Origin of the sequence: Halolamina sediminis (assembly GCF_001282785.1) — an archaeon.
Classification (GTDB): Archaea; Halobacteriota; Halobacteria; order Halobacteriales; family Haloferacaceae; genus Halolamina; species Halolamina sediminis.
Window position 1 is genome coordinate 2,279,765 of record NZ_CVUA01000001.1, and the last position, 13,581, is coordinate 2,293,345.

The following is a 13,581-nucleotide window of genomic DNA, read 5'->3' on the forward strand; positions in this document are numbered from 1 at the left end:
TTCACCGAAGCTATTTTGAGTATTCGGTTCCCCTCTCCACTCGACAATGAGCGACACGAACCGATCGTCGACGGCGAACCAACTCTCGCGCCGGGCGGCCATCGCCGCCGGTGCCGGGGCGCTCGCGGCCGGGCTGGCGGGCTGTGCACGTACCGCAGGGGAGGAAGGGCCGGTCGTCACGGCGTCGTTTTTTAGCTTCTACGACTTCGCGCGCGTCGTCGCCGACGGCACCCCGATCCGGGTCGAGAACCTCGTGCCGACCGGGCTCCACGGCCACGGCTGGCAGCCCAACGCGAGCATCACGCGGGAGATCATCGAGTCCGACGCCTTCCTCCACGTCGGTGAGGGGTTCCAGCCCTGGGCCGACCGCGCCATCCAGACGATGGAGGACGACGGCGTCGACACGGAACTGATCAACGCCCGCGAGGGAATCGAGCTCCTGGATCTCGCCGCCAGCCTCGACCGGGAGGAGGAGGGCGTCGGCAAGCAGCAGGGGAAAGACCCCCACTTCTGGCTGGACCCCCAGCGCGCGAAGACGTCCATCGACAACATCACGGAGGGGCTGGTCGATCTCGAGCCGGAGGCCGAGGACACGCTCCGGGAGAACGCCGCGCGCTACAAGTCCGAAACCATCGAGGAGATCGACGCGTCCTATCAGGCCATCTTCGACGCCGCCGACCGCGACGTGGTCCAGCTAGCGGCCCACAACGCGTTCCAGTACATCGGCGCCCGCTACGACGTAGCGATGCGGCCGCTGGTGACCAACCTCGCCGCCAGCGGCGCGGTCGCCCCCGAGGACATCCGGCAGGCCCAGGAGGTGATCGCGGAGAACGACATCCGCTACGTCGCCAACGGCGTCTTCGAGGCCCGCCGCCCCGCGAGACAGCTGATCGAGGAGACGCGGGCGGAGGCGTACTTCCCGGTCACGCCGTACGCCGGCGTCCGAGAGGACTGGGTCGAACAGAACTGGGGGTACGCGGAGATCGCCTACAACATCAACATGCCCACCTTCGAGGTCGTCCTCGGGAACAAACCGCCCGAAGAGGCCGGCCCCGACGGGTGGAGCGAGGAGTGGAGGAACTTCGAATGAGCGACGACACCGTCGTCGACCTCTCCGAAGTCGCGTTCGGCTACACCGCCACCCCGGTGGTGACGGACATCTCGTTGCAGGTCGAGCCGGGCGAGTACGTCGCCATCGTCGGGCCGAACGGCTCCGGCAAGTCGACGCTGATGAAACTGATGCTCGGCCTGCTGCGCCCCGACTCGGGGACCGCCCGCCTGTTCGGCGAGCCGGCCCACGAGTTCGACGAGGGCTCGCGGCTTGGCTACGTCGCCCAGCACGCCAGCGCGTCGAAGGAGATGCCCATCACCGTCAGGGAGGTCGTCAAGATGGGGCGGTTCCCCCACGTCGGCTTCGGGTGGCTCTCGGAGTCGGACTGGGAGCGCGTCGACGAGGCGCTCGACACCGTCGGCATGACCGCGTTCGCCGACCGCCGGGTGACCCAGCTCTCGGGCGGCCAGCGCCAACGGGCGTTCATCGCCCGGGCGCTGGCGAGTGAGGCCGACCTGCTCGTACTCGACGAGCCCACGGTCGGCGTCGACGCCGAGTCCGTCGACGCGTTCTACGAGCTGCTGCACTCGCTGAACGAGCAGGGGATCACGGTGCTGCTGATCGAGCACGACCTCAGCGCCGTCACGAACCACGCCGAGCGGGTGATCTGTCTGAACAAGCAGGTCTACTTCGACGGGCCGACCGACGAGTTCGTCGACAGCGACGCGCTGGCCCGCGCGTTCGGCACGGCCGCGGGGATCGTGGGGGGGACGGAATGACCGCGCCCGTGCTGCAGGCGAGCGCACTCGACGCGCTGCTCTCGCCGCTGTACTGGTTCCTCGACCTCTGGTCGGGGCTGCTGTCGTGGGTCGGCGAGCTGACCGGGCTCGGGCTGCTCCAGTACGGGTTCATGCACCGCGCGATCCTCGTCGGGCTCTGTGTCGGCATCATCGCCCCGCTGATCGGGACGTTCCTCGTCCACCGCCAGCTGGCGCTGATCGGCGACGCGCTCGCACACACGGCCTTTGCGGGCGTCGCCGTCGGACTGTTCCTCAACGCGGTCATCGACCTCGGGGTGAGCCCGTACCTGACGGCGGTGATCGTCGCGATGCTCGCGGCGCTGCTGATCGAGCTCATCTCGGAGACGACCGACGCGTACAACGACGTGTCGATGGCGATCGTCCTCTCGACGGGGTTCGCGCTGGGGACGACGCTCATCAGCATCAACGCCGGCGGCCTGACCGTCAGCGTCGACCAGTACCTGTTCGGGAACCTCTCGACGGTGACCAGCCAGAGCGCCGCGATCCTGCTGGTGCTGTTCGCCGTCGTCGTCGGCGTCGTCGCGGTGACCCGGAACCAGCTGCTGTACGTCACGTTCGACGAGACTGCCGCCGAGGTGTCGGGACTCTCGGTGGGCTGGTACAACCGGATCATGGTGATGCTGACCGCGCTGGTCGTCGTCGGCGCCATGCAGATCATGGGGGTGATCCTCGTCGCCGCGATGCTTGTCGTCCCCGTCGCGGGCGCGGCGCAGGTCTCCCGGAGCTTCACCGAGTCGCTGCTAGTCTCAGTTGTGCTGGCCGAGCTCGCGGTGCTGCTGGGGATCGCCGTCTCCTACTACGCTGGCGCGACCGCCGGCGGCGTCGTCGTCCTCGTCGCGGTCGGCATCTACGCGCTCGCGGTGGTCGCCGGGAAGGTCCAGACCGCAGTCGGCGACGAGAAGTCCCCCGAGATGGGGAGCATCGACGCGGGACGGGATCCTGCCGACAGGGAGAGTCGAAGGCGATCGGGGAAGCGTTCGGCTTCGGGTGACAGTCAGACGGCGCCTGACGACGCCGACTGAGCGGCTGTATCGTCCGACGCGCCCGCCGGCGGTAGCTCTTTGGCGCTTCCGGCACGCCGTCGATACCGTGCTCGAACTCTACCAGTCCGAAGGCTGCCCACACAGCGCGGAAGTCCGCGAGACACTCTCCGAACTCGGCGTCTCGTACGTGATCCACAACCCCCGACTCCCCGGCAACGCCGGCGGCGACGTGACCAACGAGGTGACCCACGAAGAGCTCACAGCCGGCGGCGAGGACCAGATCCCGTACCTCGTCGACACCGACCGCGGCGTGACGATGTACGAGACCGACGATATCGTCGAGTATCTCGAAGAGCACTACGAGTAACGGCCCCTACGGGGCGGACCGTTACCAGACGAACCGGAACAGGATCGTGAACGCGGCGTAGGCGCCCACCGTCGAGAGCACCGGCACGACGTTCTGCATGATCAACACCCGGCCCGTCGTCGACGGGTCGAACAGGTCGGAGGCGGCGGGGATATCCTCGGGCTCCTCCTCGCCGATCTCCGGGGGTGCCTCCCCCGGCTCGTCGGCGGCCAGCGCGCCGACGGAGACGTTCGGGGACTCCTCGCCGCGGACCCCCTCGGAGATGGTGGCCGTCCGGGTCGCTCGCCCCCAGCCGAGGCCGACGATGGAGGTGGTCGCGATGATGACGAACGAGGCGGGGATGCCGATCGCCGAGAGCCCGATCACGATCGTCGAGGAGACGATCGCGACGACGATCGCCGCGGTCAGCGGCAGGTCGGTGATGTCGTTCCCCAGCGTGTCGAGCGTCCGGCGGGCGATCGTGAACGCGCCGACGGCGACGGCGGCACAGCCCAGCAGGATCATCATGTTCACGTCGACACCGGCACCGACCAGCGGCGCGATCGCGTTCGCGATGTTCGAGGTGCCCGAGGCGAACGCCATCAGACAGCCGATCGTGATGACGATGATCCCGCCGATCAGCTCCCGGCGGGTCGTGTTCGGGCCCGAGACCGGCCGCGGGATCGCCCCGGAGCGTTCGACCTCCATCAGCGGCCCCTCGCTGCTGTTGATCGCGACCCACTGGTTGATCCGCGGGTAGAGGTAGCGGCCGATCATCCCCGACACCCAGAAGCCGACGATCGGCGCGACGACCCACCAGACCGCGATCTCGCCCATCACGGCCCAGTCGAGTTCGCCCGTCGCGACGCCGAGACCGGCGATCGATCCCACGGCGGTCATCGACGTCGACGCCGGGACGCCGAAGTAGTTGCCGACGAACAGCGCGCCGCCGATGAAGAAGAGGACGACGATACTCGTCTCGATCGTGAACACGCTGGCGCTGGTGATGAGCTCCTCGCCGAGCTTGTCCACGACGCGGCGGCCGATCGTCCACGCGCCGACGAAGAAGAACACACCCATCAGCGCCGCGGCGCCGGTCTTGGAGATGGCGTCGGAGCCGACCGCCGGCCCGAACGCTGGCCCGGTGGTCGACCCACCGATGTTGAACCCCACGAACAGCGCCACGACGATCCCCACGACGAGAAAAACATCGACCATACGGGAGGGAGTGGCGGCGTGCTCTTAAGCGGTTGGAACGGCCCACCCCGCGAGCCGGCGCGACCCAGCCACGGGCGGGATCGCACCCACGACCGCCCGCCGGGAAAGATGGGTATACCCGTCTGGAACTCGGTGTTGTCGTATGACCGTCCATCGACAGCGCGAGCGCTCGCAGGAGGAGTCCCGATGAAGGCGTCACGGGTCGACGCAGCCGTCGACATCGCCTACGGTCTGACTATCTTCGTGGCTATCGTGTTGATCCTCGAACTCGGCACGCAGGTCGGGGTCGCGTTCGGGCTCGGTGCGCTGCTCTCCTACCTCATCCACATCGCCTGGAAGATGGCGCGGTTCGACCCCGAGTGGATGACCCAGGAGGTGACCGAGAAAGTGAGCGAGGAAGTCGAACAGACCGTCACCGAAACGGTGAGCGAGGAGGTCGAACAGACCGTCAGCAAGGAGGTCGACCAGGTGAGCGACACCGTGACCGAGGAGGTCGAGGAGACCGTCAGCGAGACGGTGAGCGAAGAGGTCGAGGAGACCGTCAGCGAAACCGTCAGCGAGGAGGTCGAGCAGACCGTCAGCGAAACCGTCAGCGAGGAGGTCGAGCAGACCGTGAGCAAGGAAGTCGACGAGGTGGCCGACAAGGTCAGCGAGGAAGTGACCGAGAAGGTCACCGAGGAGGTCGAACAGACCGTCGAGCAGACCGTCGCCGAGGGCGTCGAGGCGGGCGACGAGGCCGACGGCGAGAGAGCGAGGACCGACGACGAAACGGCCGAGGACGAGCCCGAGAGCGACGACGAGTCCGAAGCCGGCGACGGGAGCGCGGACGACGACGAGGCGGCAGACGATACTGAGGACGAGTCGGACGAGGGTCGCGATCCGGAAGACCGGAAATAGCTCGTCGACGTCGCGTCCGCTCAGGGCGGGAGAGGCCTGCTCGCCCGGCGAGAACTTCTTTTGCCGTTCGAGAAGTCCTCTCGAAACCGATCGAGAAGGAACAGCGCGTGGGGACGACCCCCGACACGTTCTTAGGTATCTGTCCGATAGAGAACGACACGATGATGCTCCCGACCCACGCGCTGTTCGGGATGGTGCTGGCGCTACCCGTAGCCGCGCTCGCTCCCGAGCACGCTACCGCGGCGCTGGTGGCCGGACTCGCTGGCGGTGTCCTGCCGGATCTGGACCTCTACGCCGGCCACCGGCGCACGCTCCACTACCCCGTGGGATACAGCGTGCTCGCCGGCGTCGCCGCGGTCGTCGCGGTGGGCGCCCCGTCGGCACCGACGATCAGCGCGGCCCTGCTGTTCGCGGCCGCTGCGAGCCACAGCCTCCTCGACACACTCGGCGGCGGGCTGGAGCTCCGGCCGTGGAAGGCGACCGACGACCGCGCAGTGTACGATCACGTTCGCGGGCGCTGGATCGCCCCGCGGCGGTGGGTTCGCTACGACGGCGCCCCGGAGGATCTGCTGCTCGCGGTCGGGCTCGCGATCCCGCTTCGACTCCACGTCGCACCGCCGTTCGAGCGCGTGGTCGTCGCGTCGCTGGTCGTCGCGGTCGCGTACGCTGCCACGCGCCGTGTGCTCCCGCGGGTCGCGCGAGTCCTCGCGACGGAACTGCTGCCCGGTCGCGTGCCGCCGTCGCTGCTGGCACGGGTGCCCGAGCGGTACGTCGAAGACGCCGACAGCGACGACCCCCGGCCGGAACTGTGAAGCGTCCAGAAGCTACTTCCGTGTGGTGGGACCTCATCGATCCATGCAGCCGCTGACGGTCGGCGTCGCCGCTGTCGAGGGGGCGCTGCTGGCCGCGCTCTGGATCGCCTACCGTCGGGGGAATACGGCGGCGGTCGTCAACACCGTCGGCGCGATCTGTCTCACGCTCGTCCCGCCGGTGCTGGCGGTGACAGTCGGTACCGACGGCCCCGAACTCCGTGGGCTCGCATTCTGGATCGCCGTCGCCGGCCTCCTCCACGCGCTCGGGATGCTCGGGCGCTACGACTCGGTGTGGTGGTGGGACCATCTCACCCACACGCTCTCGGCAGCGCTGGCCGCCGCGCTGCTGTACGCCGGCCTGCTCGTCGTCGCGCCCGCGGCCGCCGTGGCGGGCACGCTGCTGGCCACGTTCGTACTGGGCATCCTCTGGGAGGTCGGGGAGCTGTTCGCCCGTGAGGTCGCCGAGCGCTACGACATCGAGCCCGTACTCGTTCACTACGGGTGGCGGGACACCGCGCTCGATCTGGTGTTCGACCTCGTGGGCGCGGGGGTGGTCGTCGCGTTCGATCTGCGACTCTTCTCCCCCGTCGTCGAGGCTGTCGTCGGCGCCGTCTGAGTCTGTCACCCAGTGGCTCCCCGGCCGCTTCTGTCGATATCCGGAACGTCGATCGTCGAACACGACGACGAAAGAAGACCCGTTATCAGTGCGGAGTACGAGCGTGGGAGTAACGCTCACATGTCCGAACAGTACGACCTCGTCATCGTCGGCGGCGGCATCAGCGGCGCGTCGCTGCTGTACACGACCGCGAAGTTCACCGACATCGACTCGATCGCGCTCGTCGAGAAGGAGCCGGAGATCGGCGCGATCAACACGCACCACACCAACAACTCCCAGACGCTGCACTTCGGCGACATCGAGACCAACTACACCCTCGAGAAGGCCGAGGAGGTCAAGGAGGGCGCCGAGCTGCTCGCGGGCTACTTGGAGAACCACGACCCCGACCGCGAGATGCACGCGAAACGGAGCAAGATGGTGCTCGGCGTCGGTCGCGAGGAGGTCGACAGCCTCGAACAGCGCTACGAGGAGGAAGGGTTCGGCGACCTGTTCCCCAAGCTCGAACCGATCGGGCGCGAGGAGATTGCCGATCTCGAGCCCAAAGTCGTCGAGGGGCGTGACCCCGACACCGAGATGCTCGCGCTCCAGACGCCCGACGGCTACGTCGTCGACTACGGCGCCACCGCCGAGTCGTTCGTCGATGCCGTCGACGACGGCGTCGACGTGTTTACCGGCACCGAGGTCACCGACATCACCCCCAAGCCAGACGGCCACGAGATCGAGACCGCCGGCGCGGGCACGCTCGACGCCGACGCGACCGTCGTGGCCGCGGGCTCTCACAGCCTCCAGATGGCCAAAGAGCTCGGCTACGGACAGGACAAAGTGCTGCTCCCCGTCGCTGGCAGCTTCTTCCTCGCCGACGACCTGCTGAACGGGAAAGTGTACACCCTGCAGATGAAGAAGCTCCCGTTCGCGGCGGTCCACGGCGACGCCGACGTCCATGACGGCAGCATCACCCGCTTCGGCCCCACTGCGAAGCTGGTGCCGGCGCTTGAGCGCGGCCGGATCTCGACGGTCGGCGACTTCCTCGACGTGTTCGGGCTCAACGCCGCCTCCTTTTTGAGCTACGCCAACATCCTCGCCGACCGCATCCTGCTGCCGTACGTGCTCCGGAACCTCGTCTACGACGTGCCGGAGATCGGCCCGCGACAGTTCCTCCCGCACGTCCAGAAGGTGGTGCCCAGCGTCGAACTCGACGACATCGAGCGCGCGAAGGGGTACGGCGGCGTCCGCCCCCAGATCGTCGACACCGAGAAGAAGTCCCTGGACATGGGCGAGGCCAAGATCGTCGGCAACGACGTGATCTTCAACATCACGCCCTCGCCGGGCGCCTCGACCTGTCTGAAGAACGCGATGCGGGACACCCACACGATCGTCGACTTCCTCGACGACGAGTACGAGTTCGACGAGGACGCGTTCCGCGAGGACACGATCGGCGAGTTCCCGCGGGCGGAGTAGCTACGCCGGTCCGCCGTCGCCGGCGGGCGTCACGTCGTACCGCTTCAGGAACTGCTGGACCGCCTCGTCGGTGCCGACCAGCGTGAGTTCCTCGTTCCCCGAAAGCTGCTTTTCGGGGTCGACGACACGCGTCTCCCCGTCCTCGTCCTCGATCGTGACCACTCGACAGCCGGTCGCCGCGATGCCCGACGCCGCGATCGTCGATCCGGCGAACGGCGTCGCGGGGACCCGGATCAGTCGGACCTGCCCGCCGGGGTCCAGAACCGCCTCGCCGCGGAGCGCCCGGGCCACCATCCGGGCGCTCACCCGCGGCACCGACAGCACGTAGTCGGCGCCGGCGCTCAGCGCCTTCCGGGTGGCGTCGCTCGCGGTTACCCGCATCAGCACCTCGATGTCCGGGTTCATCTCCTGGGCGAGCACCGCCGAGAGCAGCGCGTCGGAGTCGTCGGGGAGCCCGATCACGATCGCGTCGGCGTCGGCGTCGGCGACGCCGGCCTCGCGCAGCGTCTCACGCGCGCTGGCGTCGCCGACCACGTCGACGCCGTCCCCCGGGGAGAGATCGATCGTGACGGTGTCGATCCCGGCGTCCTCGATGGCCCCGTGGGCGGCCTGCCCGACCTCGCCGAGGCCGGCGACGACGATCCGGTCGTGGTCGCCGAACCGCTGCGGGGAGCGAGTGAACTCGCTCAGCTTCTCCAGGCTCTCCGCGCGGCCGGAGACCAGCAGGACGGTGTTGTCCCGGATCACCGCGTCTGGGTCGGGCGGGAGCTGGAGCTCGCCGTCGATCCAGGCGCCGATGATGTTGACACCGGCCCGCTCGCGGATCTTGGAGTCGCGGATGCGGCTCCCGACCAGTTCGCTGCCGTGGGAGACCGGCACCTCCGCAACCTCGATGTCGCCGCCGAGCTCGACCGTGTCTCGGACCTCAGCGGTGAAGGAGTCGACCGCCTTCGCCGCGAGGCGGCGGCCCAGCACGCCGTGGGGCGAGAGCACGGTGTCGGCGCCGGTCGAACGCAGCACGCCCGCCATCTCGCTGTCGTCGGTCAGCGCGATCACGTCGATGTCCTCGCGGATCGACCGGACCGTGAGGATCGTGTTGACGTTGGCGTCGCCGGCGTCGGTGAGCACCGCCCGCGCGCTGTCGATGCTCGCGCGCTCGAACGCCGCGGGGTCCTGCGGCGAGCCGTGGATCGCGGCGTACCCCTCGTCGGCCAGCGCCTTCGCCTCCGTCTCGTCCGAGGAGAGGAGCACGTAGTCGATGTCCAGCTCCCGGAGCTCGTCAAGCAAAACGGCGGAGTCCCGGCTGTACTCACAGATGATGACGTGGTCCTTCTTCGGCGAGAGTCGGCTGTCGAGGTCGACCTCCGCCTCGTTGAACAGCGGGATGACGACCAGTCGGAGCGTGAAGAAGCCGACGGCGATGCCGCTCAGCTGGATGAGCACCATGAAGACGTTCATCAGCGGGTGGTCCCACGGCGAGTCGGCGCCGTACCCCGTGGTCGTCATCGTCTCGACGACCGTCGTCAACGCGTTGAAGATCGTGTACTCCGCCCCCTCGCCCTCCAGCGTGCGCATCCCGTAGAAGTAGAGGAGCGTGATGAGCAGGACCATCGCCACCAGCCCCACGACGTAGTAGGCGACTAGCCGGTGGCGACGGGAGAGATCGGAGATCGAGTCCGGGAGCGACACCATTCAGTTGCCGGAAGGGCGTCCCCTGACCCAAAAAGCGTTGCTGCTGGATAGGGGCGACGCAGCCGCCTCGCGGCGTTTAACTCCGGTCGGCCACAACCACCGGCAATGGCAGACGACTACGACGGTATCCTCGGCGCCTTCCCCTACGCGTTCCGGGGGAGCGACTCACTTTTGTTCCGGTCGTACGTGCTCGTCGCTGCCCTCGCGACGCTGCTGTTGACGCTGACCTGCGTGCTCGCGGTCGTGGTCGTGTTCGGGCAGACTGCCGGCGCCCGCGGCGGAAACTTCACGCTCTCTCGGTCGTTCGTCGCTCTCCTGGGCCTGCTAGCGGTGCTGCCGATCGTGGGTCCCGTACTGCTCGCGGCTCGAACGCGGCGGTACGGGCGTAGTGTCGATGGGTCGTTCGACCCGCCGGCGAACTACGAGCCGCTGCTGGCCGTCGGCGGCTACCTGTTCCTGCTCTCGCTGTACCTCGGCCTGATCGCGTCGATGCCCGAGACGTTCGTCCTCGACGGCGAGACGATCGCCCGCCCCGAGCCGTCCGGCGTGTTCGCCCCCGTCGTCGCCGCGCTGTACGCGCTCCCGGCGACCGCCTCCCCCCTGCTCCCGGGCGCGGCGGCGGCGCTGATTCTCCTGCTCCACCGGCGGCTGCGCTGAGCCGCTGGCGAAATCCGGAAGGGGCTCGGGCGCCCAGTCGGGGTATGAGCGACGCCGAGATCGACGGCGAGACCGAGGGGACGTTCCTCGTCACGCACGCCGACGACGACAGCGCAGTGTTGCGGGACGTGGACCGCGGGCAGGTGCACACGCTCTCCTCGAACCCCGGCCTCTCCGTGGACGACGCCGTGGAGGGCGTCGTCGCCCCCGAACCGCCACTGGAGGTGACCGCGGAACTGGTCGAGGTCGAGGAGCGACGCCCGCTCTCGATCGACGAGAGCCGCGAACCGCCGACGAAGCAGGAACGAGAGATCGCCGCCGAGCAGTCCGTCGGCGAGCTCACCAAGCAGGAACGCGCGGGGATCGGCGAGATTCACGTGATCAGCGTGCCCGAAGACGAGACCGAGGCCGCCGTCGAGGACGTGCTCGACGACCGCGAGGCGACGCTCGGCCGCGCCGCCCGCCTCGGCGTGAACCGCGTCGAGATCCGCTCGGAGCCGGGGGTCGTCAGCGTTCGCTACCTGCCGTAGCCGGCGTGTGAATTTCTACCCACACCGTTATTCCCCTCGCCGCGTCAGGTGAGGTATGACCGTCTACGAGACCGACCTCCCCGGGGTCGGCCGGAAGTTCGACCTCGACCTCGACGCCGGCGGGGTCGCGTCGGTGGTCGTCCACCACGACGGGCGCTGCGAGCTGTACCGCCGCCCCGGCCGCGACGGGAGCGGGGAGAAGCTGCTCGACCTGAACGGCGAGGAGGCGAACAAACTCGGCTCGATTCTCGAGGGCGCCTACTTCGAGTCGGTGAACGTCGACGCGCTGTCGGCGCCGTTGGGCGACGCGATCATCGAGTGGGTCGAAGTGGCCGAGGGCTCGTCGTTCGACGGCACGACGCTCGCAGAGAGTGAGATCAAACGCGACACCGGCGCGACGGTGATCGCGGTCCAACGCGGGGAGGAGACGGTGTCCAACCCCGACGCCGAGTTCGAACTCGCGGGCGGGGACCTGCTCGTCGCGATCGGTACTCACGAGGAGCAGGCCGCGCTGAAGGAGCGCGTTCAGGACTGAGCCGTCGTCGGGAGCCGTTCCGCGACGCGCTGGATCAGCCCCGCGTTCCGCATCAGCACCGTCCCGAGCACGCTCGTCAGCAGGACGTAGCCGACGGTGAAGGCGGGGATCGTCTCGCGGAGGGCGGGCGTGGTTCCCGCGGTCAGGAGGAACGCGGCGATCACCAGCGAGAACTCCCCGCGGGGCACCAGCGCGGCGCCCATCCTCGACGCTCCCTCGACCGAGAGCCCCCAGCTCCGCCCGGCGGCGTAGCCGCTGAGGATCTGTCCGGCGACAGTGACCACCGCCGCGGCGACCACGAGCCCGGCGACCGAGACCACCACCCGCGGGTCGGTACCGAGCCCGACGACGAAGAAAAAGACCGCCGCGAACAGGTCCCGGCTGGGCGCGAGCAGGTCCTGGATCCGGGCGGCGTGGGAGGTCTGTCCGAACGCCGCGCCGACGAGAAAGGCGACGATCGCGTCGCTGACGCCCGCCGCCAGCCCGAAGCCGGAGACGAGCGCCGTCGCGCCGAGGACGGCGAGCAGGAACAGCTCGCCCGAGCGCACGTCGAACGCACGGTCGACCCACTCGCTCCCGTAGTACGCCAGCAGGGTGAGCGCGACCAGCACGACCGCCGCCTGTCCGAGCGTTCGGCCGAGGGAGGCCACGTCGGCACCGCCGAGCAGCACCGCCGAGAGCACCGCGAACGCCGCCGCTGTGAGCACGTCCTCGACGACGATCACGCCGAGGATCGCCTCGCTCTCGGGGTCAGCGATCCACTCCAAGTCGATCAGCGACTTCGCGATGATCACCGTCGAGGAGTTGAACGTGATCAGGCCGACGAACAGCGACTCGACGAGCGAGAAGCCGACGGCGAGGCCGACGACGATCCCCAGCGGGAAGCTGACCGCCACGTCGACGGCGCCGGCACGGAGGAACTGCGAGCGCTTGCGGATCAGCGACGCGAGGCTGAGTTCGAGGCCGACGAAAAACAGCAGCAGGACGACGCCGAGATCCGCGAGCAGGCGGACGATCTCCGTAGACTCGACGACGGTAAGCGAAACGCCGGCCACGGACGGCGCGTAGGGACCGAGCAGGACGCCGACGAGGATGTACGCCGGGATCACCGACTGACCCAGCCGGAGCGCGAGCAACCCCCCCAGCGCCAGCGCGGTCAGGAAGATCCCCGCGGTGAGAACGAGGTTCGCCTCGACCATACGCCGAGAGAACACGCGGGCGGAATGACTGTTGCGGTGCTGGCGGTCCCCGTACCGGACGACAGCCGGGGAGCGACGCTACGCCTCGTCCTCGAACTCCAGCGCGACCGAGTTGATGCAGAAGCGCTTCCCGGTCGGCTCGGGGCCGTCGCTGAACACGTGGCCGAGGTGGCCCTCACAGTTGGCACAGACGACTTCGGTCCGGGTCATCCCGTGGCGACGGTCCTCGCGAGTCTCGACGGCGTCGTTCTCGGCGGCGTAGAAGCTGGGCCAACCACACCCGGCGTCGAACTTCGTCTCGGAGTCGAAGAGGATCTCCCCACAGCCTCCACAGCGGTAGACGCCGTCGTCGTCGCGGTCGACGTGCTCGCCGCTGAAGCGGGCCTCGGTGCCGCGTTCGCGGAGGATCTCGTACTCCTCCTCGGTGAGCTCCTCGCGCCATTCGGCGTCGGACTTCTCGGGTTTCGGGTCGGACTCGCTCATGGGTGGTGTTGGGGCCGTACGGGTCTAATGCTTCCGCCGATTTCGTGGGGAGCACTCGCTTGATGCGGTTACCGCGACGGCAACAGCAACTCGATCGTTGGCAACTGGGACAGCAACCACGACAGCGACAGCATCTCGACGCGAGACCACTTGCGACCGCAGTGTGCCGGACACGAGGTCCGGCACAGTTCCGAGTCCCCACCCCTCCCCCCGCGCCGTCGACGAGAATCTTCGATTCTCGGCTGGCAACCGGAACGCGAAGCGTTCTGGTGACGGCGACAGG

15 protein-coding genes are annotated in these 13,581 nt (G+C 68.6%); 11 read left to right on the forward strand and 4 right to left on the reverse strand.

Annotated elements, in window-relative coordinates:
* Positions 1-46 precede the first annotated feature (46 nt).
* From BN1959_RS11430 to BN1959_RS11445, 4 genes are all read left to right on the forward strand, one after another.
* Entirely contained in the window at positions 47-1,090 is a 1,044-nt protein-coding gene (locus BN1959_RS11430) for a metal ABC transporter substrate-binding protein (protein ID WP_053948776.1), read from the forward strand.
* A complete protein-coding gene (locus BN1959_RS11435) occupies positions 1,087-1,830 on the forward strand; it encodes a metal ABC transporter ATP-binding protein (protein ID WP_079978676.1) in 744 nt (247 codons plus the stop codon). Before BN1959_RS11430 ends, BN1959_RS11435 begins: the two co-directional genes overlap by 4 nt.
* A complete protein-coding gene (locus BN1959_RS11440) occupies positions 1,827-2,894 on the forward strand; it encodes a metal ABC transporter permease (protein WP_079978677.1) in 1,068 nt (355 codons plus the stop codon). The genes BN1959_RS11435 and BN1959_RS11440 overlap by 4 nt, the downstream gene beginning before the upstream one ends.
* A gap of 67 nt (positions 2,895-2,961) precedes the next feature.
* Positions 2,962-3,222, forward strand: a complete 261-nt coding sequence (locus tag BN1959_RS11445) for a glutathione S-transferase N-terminal domain-containing protein (RefSeq protein ID WP_053948778.1) — start codon at positions 2,962-2,964, stop codon at positions 3,220-3,222.
* Between the two features lie 21 nt (positions 3,223-3,243).
* On the opposite strand, the gene BN1959_RS11450 is transcribed toward BN1959_RS11445, so the two are convergent.
* Positions 3,244-4,419, reverse strand: a complete 1,176-nt coding sequence (locus tag BN1959_RS11450) for an inorganic phosphate transporter (RefSeq protein WP_053948779.1) — start codon at positions 4,417-4,419, stop codon at positions 3,244-3,246.
* A 186-nt stretch (positions 4,420-4,605) separates the two neighbouring features.
* On the opposite strand from BN1959_RS11450, the gene BN1959_RS11455 reads away from it, so the two are divergent.
* The 4 genes from BN1959_RS11455 (at position 4,606) to BN1959_RS11470 (ending at position 8,202) form a co-directional block, all read left to right on the forward strand.
* Positions 4,606-5,316 carry a hypothetical protein gene (locus BN1959_RS11455; protein WP_053948780.1) on the forward strand — a complete coding sequence of 237 codons (711 nt, stop codon included), beginning with the start codon at positions 4,606-4,608 and terminating at the stop codon, positions 5,314-5,316.
* 161 nt (positions 5,317-5,477) lie between these two features.
* Positions 5,478-6,128 (forward strand): metal-dependent hydrolase, encoded by a 651-nt coding sequence (locus BN1959_RS11460; RefSeq protein WP_053948781.1) that lies wholly within the window; start codon positions 5,478-5,480, stop codon positions 6,126-6,128.
* Positions 6,129-6,171: 43 nt separating this feature from the next.
* Complete coding sequence (locus BN1959_RS11465) at positions 6,172-6,744, forward strand: hypothetical protein (protein WP_053948782.1); 573 nt, start codon at positions 6,172-6,174, stop codon at positions 6,742-6,744.
* Positions 6,745-6,864: 120 nt separating this feature from the next.
* On the forward strand, positions 6,865-8,202 hold the full coding sequence (locus tag BN1959_RS11470; protein ID WP_053948783.1) for an FAD-dependent oxidoreductase: 1,338 nt from the start codon (positions 6,865-6,867) through the stop codon (positions 8,200-8,202).
* Here BN1959_RS11470 and BN1959_RS11475 read toward each other — a convergent pair whose 3' ends face one another.
* The gene (locus BN1959_RS11475) at positions 8,203-9,894 is read right to left on the reverse strand and encodes a potassium channel family protein (protein WP_053948784.1); all 1,692 of its coding nucleotides are present in this window, start codon (positions 9,892-9,894) and stop codon (positions 8,203-8,205) included. It abuts the gene before it with no gap.
* A gap of 105 nt (positions 9,895-9,999) precedes the next feature.
* On the opposite strand from BN1959_RS11475, the gene BN1959_RS11480 reads away from it, so the two are divergent.
* From BN1959_RS11480 to BN1959_RS11490, 3 genes are read left to right on the forward strand one after another with little or no spacing between them, the layout of a single operon-like run.
* Complete coding sequence (locus BN1959_RS11480; protein ID WP_053948785.1) at positions 10,000-10,551, forward strand: hypothetical protein; 552 nt, start codon at positions 10,000-10,002, stop codon at positions 10,549-10,551.
* Between the two features lie 44 nt (positions 10,552-10,595).
* The gene (locus BN1959_RS11485; RefSeq protein WP_053948786.1) at positions 10,596-11,081 is read left to right on the forward strand and encodes a DUF5812 family protein; all 486 of its coding nucleotides are present in this window, start codon (positions 10,596-10,598) and stop codon (positions 11,079-11,081) included.
* A 55-nt stretch (positions 11,082-11,136) separates the two neighbouring features.
* Positions 11,137-11,616: a cation:proton antiporter regulatory subunit gene (locus BN1959_RS11490; RefSeq protein WP_053948787.1), complete on the forward strand. Its 480-nt coding sequence runs from the start codon at positions 11,137-11,139 to the stop codon at positions 11,614-11,616.
* On the opposite strand, the gene BN1959_RS11495 is transcribed toward BN1959_RS11490, so the two are convergent.
* Complete coding sequence (locus BN1959_RS11495) at positions 11,607-12,815, reverse strand: cation:proton antiporter (RefSeq protein ID WP_053948788.1); 1,209 nt, start codon at positions 12,813-12,815, stop codon at positions 11,607-11,609. The genes BN1959_RS11490 and BN1959_RS11495 overlap by 10 nt on opposite strands.
* 78 nt (positions 12,816-12,893) lie before the next feature.
* Positions 12,894-13,298: a peptide-methionine (R)-S-oxide reductase MsrB gene (gene msrB / locus BN1959_RS11500; RefSeq protein WP_053948789.1), complete on the reverse strand. Its 405-nt coding sequence runs from the start codon at positions 13,296-13,298 to the stop codon at positions 12,894-12,896.
* Between the last annotated feature and the right edge of the window lie 283 nt (positions 13,299-13,581).